The organism is Chlorobaculum sp. 24CR (assembly GCF_004118635.1).
Classification (GTDB): Bacteria; Bacteroidota; Chlorobiia; order Chlorobiales; family Chlorobiaceae; genus Chlorobaculum.
This window is the reverse complement of record NZ_SDGU01000004.1, coordinates 1-21,434: the sequence shown is the minus strand read 5'-3', so window position 1 is coordinate 21,434 and position 21,434 is coordinate 1. Positions and strand designations below refer to the sequence as shown.

22 protein-coding genes and 1 tRNA gene are annotated in these 21,434 nt (G+C 57.1%); 10 read left to right on the top strand and 13 right to left on the bottom strand.

Annotated elements, in window-relative coordinates; all coding sequences use genetic code 11:
* Positions 1 to 455: 455 nt before the first annotated feature.
* From EST62_RS00450 to EST62_RS00425, 6 genes are all read right to left on the bottom strand, one after another.
* A complete protein-coding gene (locus EST62_RS00450) occupies positions 456 to 1,178 on the bottom strand; it encodes a hypothetical protein (protein ID WP_129050146.1) in 723 nt (240 codons plus the stop codon).
* Between the two features lie 104 nt (positions 1,179 to 1,282).
* Positions 1,283 to 1,594, bottom strand: coding sequence for an ATP-dependent Clp protease adaptor ClpS (locus tag EST62_RS00445; protein WP_245153363.1), 312 nt, complete (start codon positions 1,592 to 1,594; stop codon positions 1,283 to 1,285).
* Between the two features lie 61 nt (positions 1,595 to 1,655).
* Positions 1,656 to 2,618, bottom strand: coding sequence for an LD-carboxypeptidase (locus tag EST62_RS00440; protein WP_245153365.1), 963 nt, complete (start codon positions 2,616 to 2,618; stop codon positions 1,656 to 1,658).
* Positions 2,619 to 2,672: 54 nt separating this feature from the next.
* The gene (locus tag EST62_RS00435; RefSeq protein WP_129050145.1) at positions 2,673 to 2,936 is read right to left on the bottom strand and encodes a hypothetical protein; all 264 of its coding nucleotides are present in this window, start codon (positions 2,934 to 2,936) and stop codon (positions 2,673 to 2,675) included.
* 15 nt (positions 2,937 to 2,951) lie between these two features.
* Entirely contained in the window at positions 2,952 to 4,340 is a 1,389-nt protein-coding gene (atpD, locus tag EST62_RS00430) for a F0F1 ATP synthase subunit beta (RefSeq protein WP_129050144.1), read from the bottom strand.
* 106 nt (positions 4,341 to 4,446) lie between these two features.
* Positions 4,447 to 4,519: transfer RNA gene (locus tag EST62_RS00425), tRNA-Thr, on the bottom strand.
* A gap of 187 nt (positions 4,520 to 4,706) precedes the next feature.
* Between EST62_RS00425 and EST62_RS00420 the strand changes: the two genes are divergently transcribed.
* Both EST62_RS00420 and EST62_RS00415 read left to right on the top strand, forming a co-directional pair.
* Complete coding sequence (locus EST62_RS00420; protein ID WP_129050143.1) at positions 4,707 to 5,243, top strand: TlpA disulfide reductase family protein; 537 nt, start codon at positions 4,707 to 4,709, stop codon at positions 5,241 to 5,243.
* Between the two features lie 154 nt (positions 5,244 to 5,397).
* Positions 5,398 to 7,263 carry a phosphoenolpyruvate carboxykinase (GTP) gene (locus EST62_RS00415; RefSeq protein ID WP_129050142.1) on the top strand — a complete coding sequence of 622 codons (1,866 nt, stop codon included), beginning with the start codon at positions 5,398 to 5,400 and terminating at the stop codon, positions 7,261 to 7,263.
* Between the two features lie 124 nt (positions 7,264 to 7,387).
* Here the strand turns inward: EST62_RS00415 and EST62_RS13325 are convergent, their stop codons facing one another.
* The gene (locus tag EST62_RS13325) at positions 7,388 to 7,630 is read right to left on the bottom strand and encodes a hypothetical protein (RefSeq protein WP_167599085.1); all 243 of its coding nucleotides are present in this window, start codon (positions 7,628 to 7,630) and stop codon (positions 7,388 to 7,390) included.
* A gap of 176 nt (positions 7,631 to 7,806) precedes the next feature.
* Between EST62_RS13325 and EST62_RS13935 the strand changes: the two genes are divergently transcribed.
* Both EST62_RS13935 and EST62_RS00410 read left to right on the top strand, forming a co-directional pair.
* Positions 7,807 to 8,217, top strand: a complete 411-nt coding sequence (locus tag EST62_RS13935; protein WP_371414661.1) for a hypothetical protein — start codon at positions 7,807 to 7,809, stop codon at positions 8,215 to 8,217.
* On the top strand, positions 8,153 to 9,217 hold the full coding sequence (locus EST62_RS00410; RefSeq protein ID WP_371414660.1) for an OmpP1/FadL family transporter: 1,065 nt from the start codon (positions 8,153 to 8,155) through the stop codon (positions 9,215 to 9,217). Before EST62_RS13935 ends, EST62_RS00410 begins: the two co-directional genes overlap by 65 nt.
* A gap of 163 nt (positions 9,218 to 9,380) precedes the next feature.
* Here EST62_RS00410 and EST62_RS00405 read toward each other — a convergent pair whose 3' ends face one another.
* A complete protein-coding gene (locus tag EST62_RS00405) occupies positions 9,381 to 9,593 on the bottom strand; it encodes a dodecin (RefSeq protein WP_129050141.1) in 213 nt (70 codons plus the stop codon).
* A 279-nt stretch (positions 9,594 to 9,872) separates the two neighbouring features.
* Here EST62_RS00405 and EST62_RS00400 point away from each other — a divergent pair, with 279 nt between their 5' ends.
* The 6 genes from EST62_RS00400 to EST62_RS13320 all read left to right on the top strand — a co-directional run bounded on the left by EST62_RS00400 (position 9,873) and on the right by EST62_RS13320 (position 14,361).
* On the top strand, positions 9,873 to 10,073 hold the full coding sequence (locus EST62_RS00400) for a hypothetical protein (RefSeq protein ID WP_129050140.1): 201 nt from the start codon (positions 9,873 to 9,875) through the stop codon (positions 10,071 to 10,073).
* A 140-nt stretch (positions 10,074 to 10,213) separates the two neighbouring features.
* Positions 10,214 to 11,464: a DNA methyltransferase gene (locus EST62_RS00395; protein WP_129050148.1), complete on the top strand. Its 1,251-nt coding sequence runs from the start codon at positions 10,214 to 10,216 to the stop codon at positions 11,462 to 11,464.
* Positions 11,457 to 12,095 carry an MjaI family restriction endonuclease gene (locus tag EST62_RS00390; protein WP_129050139.1) on the top strand — a complete coding sequence of 213 codons (639 nt, stop codon included), beginning with the start codon at positions 11,457 to 11,459 and terminating at the stop codon, positions 12,093 to 12,095. Before EST62_RS00395 ends, EST62_RS00390 begins: the two co-directional genes overlap by 8 nt.
* A 94-nt stretch (positions 12,096 to 12,189) precedes the next feature.
* On the top strand, positions 12,190 to 13,500 hold the full coding sequence (locus tag EST62_RS00385) for an MFS transporter (protein ID WP_129050138.1): 1,311 nt from the start codon (positions 12,190 to 12,192) through the stop codon (positions 13,498 to 13,500).
* A 50-nt stretch (positions 13,501 to 13,550) separates the two neighbouring features.
* Positions 13,551 to 14,096, top strand: a complete 546-nt coding sequence (gene msrB / locus EST62_RS00380; RefSeq protein ID WP_129050137.1) for a peptide-methionine (R)-S-oxide reductase MsrB — start codon at positions 13,551 to 13,553, stop codon at positions 14,094 to 14,096.
* Positions 14,097 to 14,202: 106 nt separating this feature from the next.
* On the top strand, positions 14,203 to 14,361 hold the full coding sequence (locus EST62_RS13320) for a hypothetical protein (protein WP_167599084.1): 159 nt from the start codon (positions 14,203 to 14,205) through the stop codon (positions 14,359 to 14,361).
* Between the two features lie 29 nt (positions 14,362 to 14,390).
* On the opposite strand, the gene EST62_RS00375 is transcribed toward EST62_RS13320, so the two are convergent.
* From EST62_RS00375 to EST62_RS00355, 5 genes are all read right to left on the bottom strand, one after another.
* A complete protein-coding gene (locus tag EST62_RS00375; protein WP_167599083.1) occupies positions 14,391 to 15,677 on the bottom strand; it encodes an NAD(P)/FAD-dependent oxidoreductase in 1,287 nt (428 codons plus the stop codon).
* Positions 15,678 to 15,693: 16 nt separating this feature from the next.
* Positions 15,694 to 16,026 (bottom strand): c-type cytochrome, encoded by a 333-nt coding sequence (locus EST62_RS00370; RefSeq protein ID WP_129050147.1) that lies wholly within the window; start codon positions 16,024 to 16,026, stop codon positions 15,694 to 15,696.
* Between the two features lie 533 nt (positions 16,027 to 16,559).
* The gene (locus tag EST62_RS00365) at positions 16,560 to 17,918 is read right to left on the bottom strand and encodes an FAD-dependent oxidoreductase (RefSeq protein ID WP_129050136.1); all 1,359 of its coding nucleotides are present in this window, start codon (positions 17,916 to 17,918) and stop codon (positions 16,560 to 16,562) included.
* Between the two features lie 273 nt (positions 17,919 to 18,191).
* Entirely contained in the window at positions 18,192 to 19,604 is a 1,413-nt protein-coding gene (locus EST62_RS00360; protein WP_129050135.1) for a TRAFs-binding domain-containing protein, read from the bottom strand.
* Positions 19,601 to 20,998 carry an alpha/beta fold hydrolase gene (locus EST62_RS00355; protein WP_129050134.1) on the bottom strand — a complete coding sequence of 466 codons (1,398 nt, stop codon included), beginning with the start codon at positions 20,996 to 20,998 and terminating at the stop codon, positions 19,601 to 19,603. The genes EST62_RS00360 and EST62_RS00355 overlap by 4 nt, the downstream gene beginning before the upstream one ends.
* Positions 20,999 to 21,434 lie beyond the last annotated feature (436 nt).

Genomic DNA, 21,434 nt, shown 5'->3' with positions numbered 1-21,434 from the left:
ATCAATGAACCACTGCTTTTGCGGGCAATATTGCCTTGTTTCGATGTCGCTGGTCAGAAGAATATTTCAAATCCCTCTTTTTCGAGGTGGCCTTTAGTGAATCATAACATGGAGCTAAACTCGGGGATACACAACGTGACGGGCCGGAGCTGGAGCGCGGCGCGGCGATCCGCGCTGATGGGGCTGTCCTGCGGCAGTTGCACGCATGGCTGAAGGAGAAAGACCCAAGCTTCGGCGGGCTGATTCGGGTGCAGAACAAGCGGCAGGAGTTCCTGTGGGTGCATCCGCAGTTTGAGGGAGAGTATTGAGGCAAGCGTCGTTCGAAGCACCAAATCGAAAGCTCGTCGATTCTATCGATCCCGATTTCATCGCCGAGCTTAACTTTGCCTCATCGGCTGACAGCACATTTTGCTGCCGGATGCGGAGTTGTCACCCGGCAATTATATTCGCAGACATCAGGATCGAAACGCATCGAATTCACCGCCAGTCATATTTTGCTGGACAATCGTGGCCTGCTCCTTGCCCCTCTTTCCGTACGGTTTCGCCTGGCTGAGCAGCGCGATGTAGATCAGGTCGAACAGGCAGCTCAGCGAGCCGATGACGAGCAAGAGGTTGTTCGGGCCATCGAGCGCTTCGAGGCCAATTACGCCGCAAAGTGTGGTCATCGAGAGCGAACCCGTCAGCTTCGCCACGGCGATAATCAGGCTTTGCGCCTTCCGGCGCTTTCTGCGGGCCAGCATGGCGATGAAGAGCAGCGACATCACAAGGTTCTGCATGAACGCCGTGCAGGCGAGGCCCGGATAGTCACCGAACTGCATGATGAATGCGCCTGGCAGAACGAATGAAACCACGATCACCAAAAGACTCCACGGCACGAACCAGCGTTCACCCGGATTTTCAGGAAAATGCCTCGGTCCGAATTTGAACCAGGTGTAAAGCACTGCAACATCGAGCACTAACCGCGCGGCGATGATGACCACCGGAAGCGACGCCCCTTCGATTTTTCCCGTGAAGAAGGTGTGCATCACCGCCCACGAAAAATTCAGCGCAACCGCCCAGAAAGGGATCGCGTAACTTTTGTCGCGCAACCCGACGCGCACGGCTTCGGCATAGAGCACGATTCCGCTCAGCCCGCCCAGAAGGATCAGCAATGTCGAATAATCCTGCGTACTCTCCATGTTTCACGACGTTCGGGTTGAAAGAGGATAAAGGCGCTGTAAGGGGTTTGAGAAGGAGAGTCTCGACGCGACGCGCTTTTACAACGCGCCAACGTCAATGAGCGTTACCCTGTCTGGATTTCCGTTTTCAGGGCGATCTCTTCGAGGATGGCGCTGACGCGGATGCAGTTGGACATCTCTCCGGCATAGACGATCGAGCGGCCTCTGGTGTGCACCTCCCAGGTGTGCTTTTCAGCCATGGACCTCGTACACCGAACCGCCTTGATGATCTGAAAGATCACCTCGTCGAAGGTGTGGTCGTCGTCATTGAAAAGCACCACGCGCCAGGAGTCGAGGGTATCGACATCGGCGACAAGCTCTTCGGTTCTGGTATCGGAATCGTTGCCCGCGGCGAGCCGGATCATGATAGTGGTCATGGGGTTGACTGAAAAACAAGCCGTAATTTATAAAGAGGAAGGCTTTCGAGCAAATCCGGTGTCAGCACGAAACCACCGCTTCCACAGCGCCGAAGGCGAATCGTTCCGGCGAAATCTCCAGGCGGCATCGCGCGCCAACCGGCAGGGTCATCAGTTCGCGGATATGACCGTAGGAGAGGCCGGTCATCACCGGCGCGCCCTCGTGCATCCGGTTGGCGTAGTAGGTGAAAATCTTGTCGAAACGGTAGTCGCGGTTTTCGTCGGCGGGGTTTTTGCTGAACTGGCCGAACATGAGGCCGCGGCACGTCTGCGCCAGCCCGGCGTTGAACAGGTGCGAGAGCATCCGGTCGATGCGGTAGGCCGGTTCGTTGACATCTTCGGTGAACAAGAGCGCACCGCTGAATGAAGGCAGGTAGGGGGTGCCAACCAGCGAGGAGAGCACCGACAGATTTCCGCCGATCAGCCTGCCGGTGACAGCTCCGGGCTTGACGCAGTTGATCGCGTGACCGCTGAAATTGACGAGACTTTTCGGGTAGCCGGGATCGGTGAGCACTCCCCAGAAGTGTTCCTCGGTGTAGCCGCTTGGCGAATACAGCTCGGTGGCAGCCATGGGGCCGGAAAAGTTGACGAGGCCGGTTTTTCTGAAAACGGCCAGCGAGAGCGCCGTGATGTCGGAGTAGCCGACGAGGATTTTCGGATTGGAGGCGATGAGGCCGTAGTCAATCCGGTCGAGCAGGCGCGTGGCCCCGGCTCCGCCCCGCAGGCAGAAGATGGCGCGGACTTCGCGGTCGGCGAACATCTGGTGAAGGTCGTGCAGCTTGTACCGGTCGGTATGGGCCGGGTCGTGCTCGGAGCGGTTCAGATAACGGGAGGTCTTGACCCTGTAGCCACAGCGCTCAAGGTAAGTAACGGCCTGTTCGATCTTTGCGGGATCAGCGCAGGTTGACGAGGGTGAGACCAGGCCGATCACCTCCCCTCTCTGCAGCGCCCTGGGAATCAGGATTTTCATGAACGCAAAAACCATCAGCATTGCCCGGAAGCGCTGCTGATGGTTCTGATGCTGTTATGCTGATGTCAGTCAGGAGACCTCTTCGGTCAGCAGAATTGCCTTGTTGCCGCTTACTTCAAAGAATCCGCCGGCGATCTGGAACGAGTCCTCGGAGCGGTCGGAAAGTGACAGGCGAACTTTGCCGCTTTTCAAAGCGGCAAGCAGCGGAGCGTGCCCTTTCAGCACCTGGAACAGACCGTTCAGGCCCGGAGCGATGACGCTGTTGATCTCTCCCGAAAAGAAGAGCTTCTGCGGCGTGACGATATCGAGCGTAAAGGTGTCGGAACTTGCCATGTCTTTGCCGTTGGTTTAGAGCGTTTTTGCTTTTGCGACCGCCTCTTCGATGGTGCCGACCAGGTAGAAGGCCGCTTCGGGAAGGTTGTCGTGACGGCCTGCGATGATCTCCTTGAAGCCCTTGATGGTATCTTCGAGCTTGACATATTTACCAGCCAGGCCGGTGAATGCCTCTGCCACGAAGAAGGGCTGCGACAGGAAGCGCTGCACCTTGCGGGCGCGGGCAACCACGAGCTTGTCGTCGTCACTCAACTCGTCCATGCCGAGAATGGCGATGATGTCCTGAAGATCCTTGTAGCGCTGGAGAATCTGCTTGACAGCCTGCGCGGTGTCGTAGTGATCGTCACCGACGACGTTCGGATCGAGAATTCGCGAGGTCGAATCGAGCGGATCGACCGCAGGATAGATGCCGAGCTCGGCGATCTGGCGCGAAAGCACGGTCGTGGCGTCGAGGTGAGCAAATGCGGTGGCCGGAGCCGGGTCGGTAAGGTCATCAGCCGGCACGTAGATGGCCTGCACGGAGGTGACGGAACCTTTCTTGGTTGAGACGATCCTGTCCTGAAGCTCACCCATCTCGGTGCTGAGGGTCGGCTGGTAGCCCACGGCGCTCGGCATACGTCCGAGAAGCGCGGAGACTTCGGAGCCTGCCTGGGTGAAGCGGAAAATGTTGTCGATGAAGAGCAGCACGTCACGGCCCTCTTCGTCACGGAAATACTCGGCGATGCTGAGGCCGGTCAGGGCGACGCGCGCGCGTGCTCCCGGAGGCTCGTTCATCTGACCGAACACGAGCGCGGTCTTGTCGATAACGCCGGACTCCATCATCTCGTGCCAGAGATCGTTTCCTTCGCGGGTGCGCTCGCCGACGCCGGCAAAGACGGAGAAGCCCGACTGCTGCTTGGCGATATTGTTAATCAGCTCCATGATGAGCACGGTCTTGCCGACGCCTGCGCCACCGAACAAACCGGTTTTACCACCGCGGGAGTAAGGCTCCAGAAGATCGATGACCTTGATGCCGGTTTCAAACATCTCGGCTTTGGTCGAAAGCTCGTCAAATCTGGGAGCGGTGCGGTGAATGGAGTAGGATTTCTTTGAAGGTACAGGGCCTTTGCCGTCGATAGGATCACCGACGACGTTCAGCATTCGTCCGAGCACTTCAGCGCCGACAGGAACCTGGATCGGCTTGCCGGTGTTTGCGACGCTCATGCCCCTGACCAGACCGTCTGTGCCCTCCATGGCAATGGCGCGGACTCGCTCCTCGCCGAGATGCTGCTGGGTTTCGAGAACCAGCTTCGAGCCGTCCTGGCGGGTGACCGTGAGGGCATCGAGGATAGAGGGAAGTTGGCCTTCAAGGAAATCAACGTCAACGACAGGGCCGATGATCTGGGAAATCTTACCTTCTTGCATGGTGACAGTATGGGATTTTGGTTGCATTCAAACGTTTGGGGCCGGAGTCATGCGACTCGGCTCAGGCTCTGTACCGGTTACCCGGCTCGGGTTTTCGGGCCAAGCGAGCCACCTGAGGGACTTGAACCCACGACCTACTATTTACGAAACAGTTGCTCTACCAACTGAGCTAAGGTGGCTTGAAACAGCGCTTTCCGCCCGCAAGCAGAAAAATCGAGACGAAATATAGCTTATTTGTTCTCAAAACACAAAGAAATATCGGGGCTGCGTCAAGGGGAAAAGCTTGGGATTCCTATATTGGAATCCAGAACTATTTGTCACTGACGAACATTGATTCGGACTGGATCAGTAACCAAAAGAAACGTTATGAAAAGATTCGCTTCCCCCTTCGCCCCTTTCGTGGCCGCGCTCATGGTTCTTGCACTCTCTTTTGTCTTCTCCGCGCAGGCTGACGCCAAGCCGACGCCAGCGCCCTCCTTTTCCGGAGTGAGCGTTGACGGCAAGCCCTTCTCCTCGGCCTCCCTCAAGGGCAAGGCCTACATCGTCAATTTCTTCGCCACCTGGTGCCCTCCCTGCCGCTCGGAGATTCCCGATATGGTGCAGGTTCAGAAAGCCTGGGCCTCCAAAGGATTCACCTTTGTCGGCATCGCGGTCAACGAACAGGCGCCGAATGTGAAGAACTTCATGAAAACCCAGGGCATCACCTACCCGGTGATGATGGCCACGCCCGCTCTGATCCGGGCGTTCAACGGCTATATCGACGGTGGCATCACGGGCATTCCAACCTCGTTCATCGTCGATTCGTCCGGAATGCTTACCGGGGTGATCGTCGGACCGCGAAGCAAGGCGGAGTTCGAGAAGATCGCCAGCATGACGGTCGCCAAAAAGAGCAGCAAAAAGTAATGGCTGCCCGCTCGTCAACTTCACGGCTTGTCCGTTGCCGTGTCGAGCGACAAGGTTCTTCATTTTCAAGCGCCCCGGAAGATTTCTTGCCGGGGCGTGCTGTTTTAACGCTATTTCAACAACATCAAACATTTCAAAAGATTTAACAGTCATTATGGAACCGATACCTATTAATGCGCCGGAGTACGTCAAGAACCTGAAACTTCTCCAATGGGTCAAAGAGACCGTCGAACTGTGCCAGCCCGATTCGGTCTGCTGGTGCGACGGATCGGAGGAGGAGTACGACCGCCTTTGCGCCGGGATGGTCGAAAGCGGCACCTTCATCAAGCTCTCCGAAGAGAAGCGACCCAACAGCTTTCTCTGCCGCTCCGATCCGAGCGACGTGGCCAGGGTTGAGGATCGCACCTTCATTTGCAGCATTCGCCGCCAGGACGCCGGGCCGACCAACAACTGGGTCGCGCCCAAAGAGATGAAGGCGACGCTGAACAAGCTCCTGGCCGGCTGCATGAAGGGGCGCACCATGTATGTTATACCCTTCAGCATGGGGCCGCTCGGTTCGCACATCGCGCACATCGGCGTCGAGATCACCGACTCGCCCTACGTCGTCACCAACATGCGCATCATGACCCGCATGGGTCGCCAGGTGCTCGAGCTGCTCGACGAAGAGGCGGAGTTCGTGCCCTGCCTGCACTCGGTTGGCGCGCCGCTTGAACCCGGCCAGGCGGATGTGCCGTGGCCCTGCAACGACACCAAGTACATCGTCCACTTCCCGGAGGAGCGCTCCATCGTCTCCTACGGCAGCGGCTACGGCGGCAATGCGCTGCTCGGCAAGAAGTGCTTCGCCCTGCGCATCGCCTCCTCGATGGCGCGCGACGAGGGGTGGCTGGCCGAGCACATGCTCATTCTCGGCGTCGAGTCGCCGGAGGGTGAAAAAGATTACGTCGGCGCGGCTTTCCCCAGCGCTTGCGGCAAGACTAACTTCGCCATGATGATTCCGCCGGTCGAAATGGAGGGGTGGAAGATCACCACCGTCGGCGACGACATCGCCTGGATCAAGCAGGGCAAGGATGGACGCCTGCACGCCATCAACCCGGAGCATGGCTTTTTCGGCGTCGCGCCGGGCACCTCGGTAAAGAGCAATCCGAATGCGATGGCCTCCCTGTACGCCAACTGCATCTTCACCAACGTGGCGCTCACCCCCGACGGCGACGTCTGGTGGGAGGACATGACCGACACGCCTCCCGAGTACCTCATCGACTGGCAGGGCAAGCCCTGGGTTCCGGGCTGCGACCGCCCGGCGGCGCACCCGAACGCCCGCTTCACCGCTCCGGCCAGCCAGTGCCCGGTTATCGACTCCGAGTGGGAAAATCCAGACGGCGTACCGATTTCAGCCTTCATCTTCGGCGGACGCCGGGGCGACACCATTCCGCTGGTCTATCAGTCGGCCAACTGGTACTACGGCGTCTATATGGCCGCCACGATGGGTTCGGAGAAAACGGCGGCAGCGGCTGGCAAGGTTGGCGACGTGCGCCGCGACCCCTTCGCCATGCTCCCCTTCTGCGGCTACCACATGGGCGACTACTTCAACCACTGGCTGCATGTGGGCCGCACGCTCTCCGATCCGCCGAGGATTTTCGGCGTCAACTGGTTCCGCAAGGACGAAAACGGCAAGTTCCTCTGGCCCGGCTTCGGCGACAACATGCGGGTACTCAAGTGGATCATGGGGCGCGTGCATGGCCGATCCGGCGCGGTCGAAAGCCCGCTCGGCTGGATGCCGCGATATGAATCGCTCGACTGGGGTGGTCTTGACGGATTCACCAGGGAGAAGTTCCTGAAACTCATGTCGGTGGATCGCGAAGCGTGGAAGCAGGAGCTGTTCTCGCACGAAGAGCTGCTGGAGAAGCTTTTCGACCGGCTCCCCAAAGAGTTCACCCACATCCGCGAGCTGATGCTCTCGACGCTCTGGAGTTCACCCGAGCACTGGGAGCTTGCCCCTGAGCGCTATACCGCCGAGCACTGAGGCACGGCGCAATTTTCTCGATACTCTGAAAGCGGGCAGCGATGCCCGCTTTTTTTTATGACCGTACGCCAGGTTTTTTCTTCAAGTGTTGCACACTTCATAATATTACCATATATTGCTCTGGTTATATAGTAATATCGTTGATTTTTTCGTTACCGTTTTCACTTACCCCTGCATGTATTCTCCCGTCAGGCATCTGATGGCCGAGCAGGAAAACGGCAGACGCTGGCTCTTCGGCCAGCCCCGCTTCGCTGAACAGGTTGTTTTGCTTATGAATAGCTCCGGCGTCAAACCGGTCATGCAGTTTTTCTTCCGTCCGCAGACGCAGCTGCTTTCGAGCGAGTCGCGGAATTGCAAGCTGTCGCATTCTGGTTCGCGGAATCGCAATGCGACAAACAGGTGTCCCGGAGTGAACCGTGCTCCGGATATAATCAACCCGGCCCTCATATCCCTCAAGATCGTTCAATAGCGGCCCGTCGCGGGGATGCTGTTCATCGGGATGGAGCTGGTCGTAAGCATCCAACACTCAAGTCACAGACTATCATGATTCGAAAAACAGCATGTTCGGTTCTGGCCCTTCTCGTGCTTCTCGGAGCCACTCCGGCTTTCGCCACCAATGGCATGAACCTCGAAGGGTATGGCGCCAAATCGATGGCCATGGGCGGCACCGGCTCAGCCTACGATACGGGCAACTCCGCCGTCATGAACAACCCGGCAACTCTCGGCTTCATGAAAGAGGGGGAGTCTGAGATCGGCTTCGGCATCCGGGGTCTGCATCCGAACATCAAGCTGGAGAACGGCGGCGCGAGCGACAAATCGGACGCAACCTCGTTCTTCATGCCCTCGATGTCCTACATGCGCCGCGACGCAGATTACCTGGGGCGTCGCCATGCTCGCCCAGGGCGGCATGGGCACCGACTACGGCAACGATTCGCCGCTGTTTCAGAGAGGTAAATCGATGGGTGGGGCCGATATTTTCATGAGCGGCAAGGATATTCGCAGCGAGGTTGGCGTCGGGCGCATCATGTTTCCGGTGGCCTACAATCTGACCGACAAGACGACGCTCGGCGCATCGTTCGACGTCGTGATCGCCAGCATGGACTTGCAGATGGACATGGACGGTCAACACTTTGCAGGCCTGATGGGTGGAAACGGCGGTTCGGTAAGCGGCTCGATGCGAACTTCGCTGGAGTCCATGATGGGGCCGGGGGGGATAACTGACATCAATTACGCCCGGTTCGACTTCTCGAACGATTCGCCCTGGATTGGCAAAGCGGTGGGATTCGGCACCGGCCTGAAATTCGGCTTCACCCACCAGTTCAGCAAAGTGGTGACCATCGGCGCGAGCTATCACACTCAGACCAAGCTTGCCGATCTCGAAACGAACAAGGCAACCCTTTCGTTTGCCGGATCAGGAGCGGCTTTTGGTGCCGGACCGGTTTCGGTAACTGGTAAAATAAAGGTGCGCAACTTCGAGTGGCCAGCGACTTTCGCTGCCGGAATCTCGGTCAAGCCGTCGGATAAGTGGCTGATCGCCGGCGATGTGAAATACATTGACTGGTCTTCGGTCATGGAGAATTTTGAAATGACTTTCATTGCCGACGACTCGAATCCCGCATTTGCCGGGCAGAATCTCGACGTCACGATGAAGCAGGAGTGGAAGGATCAGACGATCTGGTCGGTCGGTGTGCAGTACAAAGCCACCGACAAGCTCGCCCTTCGCGCAGGAGCCAGCTTCTCGACCAACCCGGTGCCCGACCAGTACCTCAATCCGCTCTTTCCGGCCATTACGACCAACCACTACACCTGCGGCTTCGGCTACCGCGTCAACGACGCCACCAGCGTGGCAGCCGCGTTCAGTTGGGCGCCCAGGGTAACCGCTACCAACGGCGACCAGACCGTGATTTCGCACAGCCAGACCAACTGGGCCCTGAACCTGACGCACAGGCTGTGAGAGAATGATGAATGATGAATGATGAATTATGAATTGAAAGAGGGCGGGTTGAGTGTTTCTGGTATTCCGTCCACTTCGTCCACTGAGCCTGCTCAAACCGAAAAAGGCTGCCTTGGGCCTCAAAGCCAGGGCAGCCTTTCATGGGCGTGACGTGAGTTGCCGCTCAGTTCTCGTCGAGGGTGAAGCCGATCTTGCAGGTGACTTGCCAGTAGGCGATTTTCTGGTCTTCGACATGGCAACGGGTTTCGACCAGCTCGACCCAGCGGATGTTCCTGATGGATTCGGCGGCTTTGGTAACGGCGTTGTTTACAGCCTCTTCGATGCTGGTGGCCGAGGAGCCGACGATTTCGAGTTTCTTATAGATGTGAGCGCTCATGGCAGTGTGTGATTGGTTATGTGAAGCAATGGATTGACCTTGAAGAAACCCGAGGTCACCATACCTGAAAATAAGGCTCTCTGTACGAAAAATTTCCCCATGACCGATTTTTTCCTGAGAAATGAAAACCGTGGCCAATTTCCGGATGTATCGAGACGTTCCGAACGATCCCGACCGCTGAGCATTGCGTCCGGTTCGCTCGCCATGCTTGCCGAACCCGGTTCTGCTCATTTCCGGAACTCTGATTTTTTTTAATGTCGGCCACAAAACGATAGCGTTATGAAACCAGCAGAAGACTCTCCCTTTTTTTACCGCTGCCACCTCAAGGCTTCGCACAAAAGCCGGGACGCCGAGAGCGACGGCGCGGCGCAGGATTGTTCCGCCCACTCCTCCGGCGACGGCGAAAGGAAGGGCGGAGGCAGACTCGATGCGTCCGGCCACTCCGGGCGGGAAGCCTCTGGCGGATTCGATGGCGAGTGAATTCGTCGGTTGACCGCGCCGGATTTTCATACGGCAATCACATCATTTTCTTTTTACCTTCGTGAGAGAGTGTTTGACGAGAAAAAGAAAATGAACCATTGAAGACGACCCACACCATCATTCACGGCGACAGCCGCCAGATGAACCTCTTGCTGGATCGATCCGTGCATCTGGTCATCACCTCTCCGCCATACTGGCAGCTCAAGGATTACGGCAGCGAGCGGCAGATCGGCTTTCACGACAGCTACGAAAGCTACATCAACAACCTGAACCTTGTCTGGCGAGAGTGCGACCGGGTGCTCCATCCGGGTTGCCGCCTCTGCATCAACATCGGCGACCAGTTCGCCCGCTCGGTCTATTACGGACGCTATAAAGTCATTCCGATCAGGACGGAGATCATCCGCTTCTGTGAAACCATCGGCCTCGACTACATGGGCGCGGTGATCTGGCAGAAGGTCACGACCACCAACACCACCGGCGGGGCGACCATCATGGGCAGCTTCCCCTATCCGCGCAACGGCATCCTCAAGCTCGACTACGAGTTCATCCTCATCTTCAAAAAGCAGGGCACAGCACCCAAACCGACCCCCGAACAGAAAGAGCGTTCCGCCATGACCAGGGAGGAGTGGAACACCTTTTTCGCCGGGCACTGGAACTTCGCCGGAGCCAAACAGGACGGCCACATCGCCATGTTCCCCGAAGAGCTTCCCCGGCGACTCATCAAAATGTTCGCCTTCCAGGGCGACACGGTGCTCGACCCCTTCATGGGCAGTGGCACGACCTTGCTCGCGGCCAAAAATCTCGGACGCAACTCGGTCGGCTACGAAATCAACCCGGAGTTCATCGAAATCGCCAAAGTAAAGCTCAACGCGCAGCAGCAGGATCTGGCTGGCACTGAATTTCATTTCCGGCAGGATCATCCGCAAGGTAACATCGCTGATATGCTCGACTGGTTGCCCTATCGATTCGAGGATCCGCACAAGCTCGACAAAAAGGTCGATCCCCGCAAGCTGACCTTCGGGTCGAGAATCGATCAGCAGAACGGAGCGCAACGAGAAGAGTTCTTCACGGTCAGCGATATTCTGACTCCTGAACGGATTCGTCTCTCAAACGGTCTTCTGGTCAGGCTGATCGGAGTCAGGGCCGACTCTGAAAAAAAGGAGATGGCCATGCGCTTTCTCGCCGAAAAGGTCAGAGGAAAGAGGGTTTTCATGAAGTACGACAATACCAAACACGACGAGCAGCGGAATCTGCTTTGTTACCTCTATCTCGAAAACAAAACCTTCGTCAATGCCCATCTCATCAAAAGCGGTTTTGTCGGGATCGACGAGAGCTATGAATATAAATACAGGGAAAAATTCTTAACGCTAACCGCTCAAATCGATGGCTAAAGAGTGGATTCTGAACAGCGCGATGAACCGCTTTCAGCTCAATTTCAAGAAGAACGTCGGGCCGACCTCCGAATCGATCAGGAAGTGTTCGCCGAAAAATATCGAGGAGTGGCGCGACTATTATTATGCGCAGGTCAGGCCGGAGGAGCATATCGTCGAACTCGGCAAACGGCTCTATGTAAAAATAACGGAAGTGATTCAGTCCGAAGTGGCCGAGATTTCTGAAGAGGATTGCATTCACTACATGAAGCAGCTCGTCATCGACAGAACGTATGATGGCTACGTGACTGAAATCCAGACCGTTTACGGTCAGTTACAGCACAAGCTTGGCGTGAAAATCGAGTCAGCCCCGGATGAGTGGGATCGCTTGTACAATGTTGACTTTTTCATCAGCGTCAACCAGCATTATATCGGATTGCAGATCAAGCCGATTACCTTTGGCGGCGGTGCTCCGCAACTTCCCGAGATTTTCAAGGAGAAGTCCATTCAGGCAGAGACGCACAAAGCGTTCAGCGAGAAATTCGGCGGGAAGGTCTTCTATGTTTACTCAGCAAAAACTGGTGAGAAAAAAGAGATTTGCAATCCTGAGGTCATCGGCGAGGTCGAAGCGGAGATAAAACGACTGTCCTGAACCTTTGCGCCAGCCTGAATCCGGTTGAAACGGCCGTTTCTTTTCCTGCCTTCCGTTCTTGCCTGATATTTTTGACTCGAATGAGCGATAACCCATGACTACTGCCGCCGAAGAGGCCTCTCCTGAACATGACGCTGCCGACCAGCCCGGCGGCGCGAAGTCGAAACTGCTGGCGGCGTTTCCTCCTTTTGCAAGCCGGAACTTCCGACTCTATTTCGTCGGGCAGATCGTGTCGATGATCGGTACCTGGTTGCAGATGGTGGCCCAGGGGTGGCTGGTGCTCGAAATGAGCGGTTCGGCCTTCTGGGTCGGCGTCACGGCGGCCACCTCAACCGTGCCGACTTTGCTGCTGTCGCTTATTGGCGGCATGATCGTTGACCGCTATTCAAGGAAGGCGATTTTTCTCTGGACGCAGGTGCTCTCGATGATCCTGGCTTTCATCCTTGGGGCGATCACCCTCAGCGGCCATATTACTATTCCCGTCATTCTCGTGATGGCTTTCCTGCTCGGCAGCGTCGGTGCGGTCGCTACGCCCGCGATACAGGCGTTCATCAGCGAGATGGTCGAGCGTAACGATTTGCCCGCCGCGGTGGCCCTCAACGCCTCGATTTTCAATGCGTCGAGGGTTGTCGGGCCGGTGCTGGCCGGGTTCATGATTACCTGGGTCGGAACCGGAGGAGCCTTCATCGCCAACGGCATAAGCTACGTGGCGGTCATTGCAGCCCTGCTGGCGATCCGGCTGACCTCCGCGCCGCAACGTCCGTCGGTGGAGGAGCGCCCGATCCAGTCGATCCGTTCGGGCATCGACTACACCCGCAGGCATCCGGTCATCAGGGCGATCGTGCTGTTCGCAGGCGTGGTCTCGATCTTCGGCTGGTCGTTCATGTCGATGCTGCCCGTGGTGGCCAAGCAGACCTTCGGCATCGGCGCGGCGGGCATGGGCTACCTCTATTCGGCGTTCGGTCTCGGCTCGCTTTCCGGTACGGTGGTGGTGTCCGTGACGAGCGGCAAGGTGCGCGCCGACCGGCTGGTGATCGGCGGCATCATGACTTTCGCGCTGGCGCTGGTGGCGTTCACCTTCGCAACCTGGCTGCCGCTGGCGCTCGCTTTTCTGTTCATCTCCGGCCTCGGCATGTTGTTGGCCTTCGCCACAATGAGCGCCACCGTGCAGCGCCTCGTCGATGACCGCTTCCGCGGGCGCGTGATGAGCATCTACCTGATGGTGCTTCTCGGCCTCATGCCGCTCGGTAATTTGCAGATGGGCTTGATTTCGGAGCATTTCGGCACCTCCGCGGCGCTCAGAATCGGCGCGTTCGTAACCATCGTGGCCACGATTTTCCTGTTCATGTCGCGCAAGGATATATCGAAAGCCTGGCTGGAGTACCAATCCGCTACGGAGCCTTAGCCGGAACGCTTGCGGCAGCGCGGCGGTTATGGTCAGAAACCGCGACCGCCATGAAACGAATCATCTCATTTGTTCCGCTGATCCTGCTTGCGCTTGCCGCTTGTCAAGCATCCCCGCAAACATCGACGCCAACCCAACCCGGAGCCGCCATGAGCAACGCCAGCCACCCGAACAACCCCTACTACTCCCGAACCGACACCACCCGGCTCGACCTGCCCAACGAGGTCTGGAAAAAGGTGCTCTCGCCCGAACTCTACGCCGTGGCGCGGCTTGGGGAGACCGAGCGGGCCTTCACCGGAAAATACTGGAACCACGACGGCCTCGGAACCTACTACTGCGCCGTATGCGGCAACGCCTTGTTCCGTTCTGACGCCAAGTTCGCCAGCACCTGCGGCTGGCCAAGCTTTTTCGGGCCGGTGCGGCCCGGCAGCGTCGTCTATCGGAAGGACACCTCTTTCGGCATGGTGCGCACCGAAGTGCTCTGCGGACGGTGCGACGCCCACCTCGGCCACGTGTTCGACGACGGTCCGCCGCCCACGGGCAAGAGATTCTGCATGAACTCGATTTGCTTGGATTTCGAGCCGGACAAAAAATAATAAACTGGCGTTAGCAGTTATTTTTGTAGGGGCAAACCTTTCTGATCGCCGGGGTCCGCTTCAGTCGTTTAACTGTATTCTTGAAAATACAATCATTCGAGCGGTTATGGCAACCCGTGCAACAATCCGGCCCATCACGCAATCAAACAAAAAGAAGGGCATTCCCCGGCTTGCCGTGACGCCTCAAGGGTGGGGAGAAACCCTCGTGGCGGGCGTCACGGCCAAGCTTGGAATGCCCTGTGCGTGTGGTGCACAACCGGTTTGACAGCCGCTTTCCGGCATCGGCCTCGCGGGTCAGCCCCAGATATCCTTGCAGATATTGGTGTACCAGCCGTCGGCGAACAGCGCTTCCTGTTCGAGCTGGTCGTCGGTGGCATCGACTGGCGTCAGACCGCCCGATCCCGGTATTTCGACAATTCCGGCTTCGGAGAGCCTGTACACTCCGGCAACCGAGACGCCGTAGTTCGGCCCGACGAGGCTGTAGCAGGTGTTGACCAGTGACGGCGAGATCGGCTCCTGGCCGCGAAGCAGATTGACGATTGCGGCGGCAGTGACCTTGCCTTGGCTGCTGGCCGCGAAGCCTGACTTCGGCATCGCCCCCGCAATGCAGGAGTCGCCGATGACATGAATGCCCTTGTGCATCGTCGATTCAAACGATGCGGGGTCGATCGGGCACCACCCTTTTTCGTTGGCCAGACCCGCCTCGAAAGCGATCTTGCCCGCTTTCTGCGACGGAATGAGGTTGATGACCTCACCCTTCACCGCGCCAAGTTCGGTCTCGACGGTCATCGTTTTGGCGTCAACGCCGACAACCTTGCCGCCGCCGGTCGAGCTTCGCCACTCGATCATGCCGGGATAGAGCCGCTCCCACCCTTTCGTGAAGAGACCCTGCTTGGAGAACTTCTCCTTGGCGTCGAGAATGACGATTTTCGATTTCGGTTTGTGCCGCTTCAGGTAGTAAGCGATGAGGCTTGCGCGCTCGTATGGGCCGGGAGGGCAGCGGAACGGGTTGCCGGGAGGGCAGAGGACGACGGTGCCGCCATTTTTCATCGCCTGGAGCTGCTTGTGCAGGAGCACGGTCTGCGGCCCGGCCTGCCAGGCGTGGGGCATGCTGGAGTCAGCGATTTTCTTGCTGTATCCGGCAATCTCGTCATATTTGAAATCGATACCCGGCGAAACGACGAGCCGGTCGTAGCCGATCACTTTGCCGCTGGAAAGTTTGACCGAGTTTTTTACCGGATCGATGGCTACTGCCCGGTCGGCAATAACGTTGACGCCATATTGGTTGCGGAGCGCCGTGTAGGTGTGGGTAATATCTTTCATCGTTTTCAGCCCGCCGAGCACCCAGTTGCTGAAGGGGCAGGTCACGAAAGCCGCTTTTGGTTCGATAAGCGTCACCGAGAGCGTCGGGTCGAGCTTTTTGAGATACTTGGCCGTGGCCGCGCCGCCAAATCCGCCGCCGATGACCACCACCCGCTTTCTGGCCGCAAACGCCGTGTTGCTGATACCGAACAACCCGAAAGCCGAGCCTGCCGTGCCGGCGAGGAGCAGCTTGTTGAAATCACGTCTTGAAATACTCATATCCGCCTCCTTCGGGTTAGTGGTTCTTTTTGGAAAGATTTCCGAAATATTCGGCGATCAGATGAATCTCGTCGTCAGAATACCCCTTTGCGTGACGGTCCATGACGGTCGATTGCCTGCTTCCGTTCTTGAAATCGATCAGCGCGGTCTCGATATAGTCCGGCGATTTGCCGTAGATCGAGGGGATGATGCTGGCGCTTTTGCCGTCGGTGCCGTGGCATCCGGCGCAAGAGAGCGACAGGATTTCGCCACGTGATTCGGTTTCGGGCTTGACGGGTTTCGATGCCTCCTGCCCCGTAGCCGCAAATCCGTGGCCCGAAGCAAGCAGCAAGGGCGCGGCGGCAAGCATGGCCAACACGTGTTTTTTCGTTCGTGACATAAGGATTCCTCCTGTATTTACTTGACCTAAAGATTGCTGGAAAAAATGGCGAACTAACAATGTCAACGACCGAATCGCCTGCGAAACGCTCTTATGCCATCGCAAACGATGAAGATCAGGCAAGCACTGACGGGATCGGCAGCTCGCCATTGTGGCGGGCGGCAACGTATCTCGGCAGGCGGATCACCAAAATGTTGAGGGTATGATTTTCAATACGTGCCCCTTTGGCAGAGGGTTTTCGATCATGAGTGATTGGCGTCAGGCAAGTATTGCGGAAAGCATTTCATCGTTCATCCAGCTAATTTATACAATTGTTAATTGATCGCAAAATCTGAAGGGTCGCTTGTCTGTTTTTATTGGCGTCCTGAGGTTTGAAAACGAAAGAGGGGGTTGGTAGCCGATAGCCCGAACATCGGCGCGGGGCGTCGCGCAGGCATGGCCGTCCGGACTTTCCCGGATCGGCGAGTGCGCGTGATCCGGGAAAGGCGGTTTTTCGGGTCGATTTACCTGAAGTTGCGGAGCTTCATTTCGACGGCTTCGGCGGCCTTGATGAGGGCGTAGGCGGTCGGCGGGCCGGTGAGCAGCGGGTGGGTGCCGAACTGGAGCGTGAGCAGCTCGTTGACGGTCATCTTGGTTTCGATGATGACTCCGATGACGTTAATCAGCTCGCCAGCGCTCTGGCCGCCCATGACCGCGGCGCCGAGCACCAGGCCGTTTTCGCTGTTGACGATCAGCTTGACGTACTGGCTGGAGGTGTCGGGCAGGGTGCCGGGGTGCTTGTCGATGCCGGTGAAGCCCGCCGAAACCACCTCGAAGCCGCGCTCGCGGGCGAGCTGCTCGGTGACTCCGGCGGCGGCGAAGGTGGTGCCGCCGATGGCCGTCGAGAAGATGGCGATGGTGCCGCTGAAGGTGCGCAGCCGGGAGAGGCCGAAGAGGTTCATGCCCGCGATTCGCGCCTCCGAGCAGGCGGTCGAGGCGAGCATCAGCCCCTTGACGATGCGGGTGATGAAGGAGAACTTTTCGGCGCAGTCGCCGACGGCGAAGATGTTTTTGTCCTCGGTGCGCATGTACTCGTCAACCCGGATGGCTCCGAGTTCGTTGATCTTGATGCCAGCCGCGCGGGCGAGTTCCACGTTGGGCGCGTAGCCGGTGGCGAGAATGACCAGGTCGGCGTCGATCTGTTCGCCGCTTTCGAGGATGACCTTCGAGACGCGCTCCTGTCCTTCGAGTTTTTTGAGCTTCTCGCCGGTTTTGAGCTTCACTCCTCTTTTGACGAGGAGTTCCTCCGCCTTGACGGAGAGGTCGCTGTCGAAGGCCATGCTCAGCACGTGCGGGAGGATTTCGACGAGGGTCACGTCGTGGTCTTTTTTGGCGAGTTCGTCGGCAAGCTCGACGCCGATAAAGCCGCCGCCGATGATGACCACTTTGCGAGGCTCTTCGAGCCGGGCGCGGAGGCTCATCAGATAGTCGCGGTTTTTCGGGATGACGAACACGCCGTCGAGGTCGCGCCCTTCGAGCCAGCCGGGCGTTTTCGGCTCGGAGCCGGTGGCGATGACGAGCTTGTCCCACGAGATGACGACGCCGCCTGCGGTGGTGGCTGATTTGGCTTCCCGATTGATCGAAACGACTTCATCGATGAGCAACTCGACGCCTGCGTTGGTGAGCGGCGCGGTGGGGACGATGTTCTGCTGAACGCCGTCGAGTGTGCCGAAAATATAGGGAATCCCGCACGGCACGACCGCTTCGGGTTCCTTGCGAACGACGAGAAATGATTTGGATGCGTAGAACGCCTTGCCGGTGGTGGCGGCGACAATGCCAGCCGCGCTGCCGCCGATGACAAGAACATCGACCTGTTGGTTCATATTTGCCTTGGGAAAGAGTGTTGGGGAAAAACCGCACCTAATTACACTATTGTCAGCAGAACGACAAACTTTTCTGAATGATTTACCGGAGCTTAACGAAAAGGGAGCGAACGGGGTATCTCTCAGAGAGCGCCGGTTTTTCTGACAGGATGGTGTGCGGTTACGCTGCGGAGCAGTTCGCGGGGATGGAGGGCAGACGCGGAAAGTCAAGGAGGCGGCTCCGCATCCTTGATGCGTTTGAGACGACACGGAGCCTTGACTTCGTAACGGCCATTATTTCGAATGGTTATCCAGTTCGTCGATGATTTTTCTGAGCCATGCGGTTTCTTCTCCGCGTTCCTGCCGGGCCTTTTCGATCATTTTCAGGTTCCGGGCGGTGGTTTCTGGCTCCCAGGTTTCGCGGATGATTGCGACCGTTTCGGCGAGGTAGTTCCGGGCCTGTTGTTCATCGGTTTTCAGTACCGACAGTTCAAGCATGGTAGCGTGATCCCAGTAGTTCGGCGTTGTTCCGGCGAGCCGCCGCTCAACGGCGAAACGGACGACCGGCAGCAGGCGCGATTTTTCTTTGAGCGATTCAGCGTCGCCGCGGATGTCGAGCAGGGTCAGGAGGTTGATGCCCGGATAGGCGTCGCGCTGGTCGGCGAGATATCCGCGCCGGTAGGCGTCGATGGCCTTGTTGAGGTGGCCGCGAGCCAGCGTTAATTTATCGGCTTTTATCGCCTCCTCCCAGTTATCCTTGTGAATGCGCCCTATCAGGCCGAGCGTTTCAGGACTCGGCCCTTGCTGCTTGTCCACATCGGTGAGGATGCGCAGGGCTTCAGCGCGGTCGGTCGGGGATTTGTTCTCGCCCGCGCGGCGATTGTAGGCAAAGCCCAGTTGCTCGCGCACCATGATCTGTTTTTTCAGAATGAGGGGCATGGCCTCATACAGGTCGATCATGCCGTTCCAGTCCTTGAGGGCGCGATAGGTGAGCATCATATCCGCCAGAGTAGCATTATCGGCGGCATCGATGGGTTCGATTTCTTCGCGGAATGCTTGTAATGACTCTTGTGCTTCCTTACGTGTGCTTTCTTGTTTGTACTGTTCGCGGATCACCGTAAGCCGTTGTTTCATCGTTTCATTGAGTTGCACCCGATTGCGGAAAGTGTCGGTTTTATCGTGGGCGATCTGGCCGGGATTCCAGTCGGAAAGCAGCTTGAACAGAGGGCTGTCGATCGGAGCCTGGCTCGCGTTGAGCCGACGAAGGTCGCGAAGTTTTGCGGATACGGCGTTGCGCAGAGCAAGGGCCTGTTTATCGTCGAGGCCGTTATTTTCGCCAAGCGCATAGGGTAGCGAGCGCAGGAAATTGACGTCGAACGGGATTCGTTGATGTTGCGCAAAGATGGTCAGGGTTGTTCTGGGCAGGGCGGTGTGGCGGACGCCGAGCTCGTAAAAGACATTGGCGTTGGCCGTTGTCAGGTCGGCGATGGCATAGTCGCACAACAGTAGTCGCTCGAACATTGCCTCATGGATGATGCCGCCCACACGTTCCTCGTCGGCGCGAATGGGCTCCATGTCTGCCTCTTCGATGGCGGGTCTGATCGCGATGTTGTAGATGCGGTCGAAATCGATGTCGGGACCTCCAACCGGGTCGGGCTTCGTGCCGAAAGGCATGATGACGAAACACAACGGTTTATGCTGGTTCATGGCTGGTCTCCGGAAAAGAGTTTCAGCAGAGATTGGGCGACTTGTTCATCGCCTAACTTGTCGGCGATGAGCAGTGCTTGTTGGGCTGTAGAGGTGAGTTGCCAGGGTTCCGGCGTTGGCGTGCTTTTCAGCATACTTTCGTAGCGTGCGCGCGCCACATCAATCTTCCCAAGTATCAGGTTGGCCTCGCCTTCCGTAGCCAGTCGCCACAGGCGATCGTTGGCTTTTTCGTTTTTTATAGCATCCGTACAATGCTCAAGCACCTGCTGCGCGATGCCTTGAGCTTTGCCGGGATCGTCTTCGTACATCAGGGCCAGGAATGCGAGGTTGATGCCGTGGTAGTAAGCTTGCGAAAAATCGCCCTTCGCTTTGGCGATTTCGTATGCCTCATCGTACAGGGTGAGGGAGGTGCGAGCTTCCTCGTCGATTCTGTCCTGAAGCCAGTTACGCTTGTGCCGACCGGCCAGCACGCCCATCGCATCCGCCCCGTGTCGCCGGGCATCGCCGAGTACGTTCATGGCGTCGTCGCGTTTGCCCAGCCCATCATAAGCCAAGGCCAGGTCAACCAATGCGTGCCTGTCGAGATGTTTTCTGTTTTTGCCAAGCAGGGCAACAACTTGCTCGAACTTTCGTCTTTCAAGAGCGAGCGCCACCGTGCCTTTTGATCCACGGAAGCTTTTTTTGCCAAGAATAAAATTAATGACCAGTTTAATACTGGCGTCATTGGGCTTGGTTGGCTTGATTATGGTCAGGTGATTGCCTGGCACCACGGCGCACTGTTCGTCAGGAAATCCCTCGATCGAGGCCGATATGGGCACGAATTCATCGTTTCGGCCAGCGACTGCAAGAAATCCGAAAGGCATTGTATCGCCAAACTGATTGTTCCAGTCATTTCGTAAAGAAGTGATGAAAGTGCTTGTTTTTCCCATGTCGCCAATTTGCCTGAAAAAACGCCACAAAAAAGGATGCTGGAAAATCCATGCCTTGCTTAGCCCGAAACTCGGAGTTCCGAACAGGATCACCTTGTCAACTTTTATTTTCAGCGCTTGATCGTCAAGAAGGGCGCGTTGAAGGACAAGACCTCCCATGCTGTGAGCAATAAACAAAAAAACACCGTATGAGGATACATCGTCATTACGGATGAATGTTCTCAAGGAATCGGCGATGGTTTTTATCGGAGGATTCCCCTGCCACAGATCGGTCAGATCAGGGATAAGTGAACTTTCATAACCAAAACTCAATAAGTCCCAGTCAATCAATGCAGACTCTTGTCTTAGCAGTTCACCAAACTTTCGCCAGGTTTTTATTGTGTCGCCGGTGAACCCGTGGATGAAGATTATACAGGCGTTGTTGCCCGCTGTTTTGCGGATTTCGTTGATTTGCCATTTTGCCATTGCGGTGCCTCTGATTTGAGTAATGGGTGGCCTTCAGGCTTGGAGTGACAGGCTCGTTTCGATACAGAAGTGATGTAGCCGGTTCTTCAGCTTCTGGGTGCCTCTAAAAACTTATCGTCCCGAAAGCTTTCGGGATTGGGTGGTGCTCGAAATCCTTACGTACTTGCATGTGCGCTCCGGTTTCTCTTCTCCATCCGCCTTGCACTCTGGTCGCTCACGACGCTTTTTAGCGGTGCCCTTCTGGTAAATTGATGATTTTACCAGTAAAAAAGAAGCGTGCAGCTAGCTTGGGCTTGTTCTGGTTTCGTAAGAAAACAGGCAACCGAAAACTTTCGACTGCCTGAACGGGCCGGGGGGGGGGATAAACGTCTGGGGCGGTGCGCTTAGTTATACGCTTCGATCTTGACTCTGCCGACGCCGGAGTCCACGAGGTCGA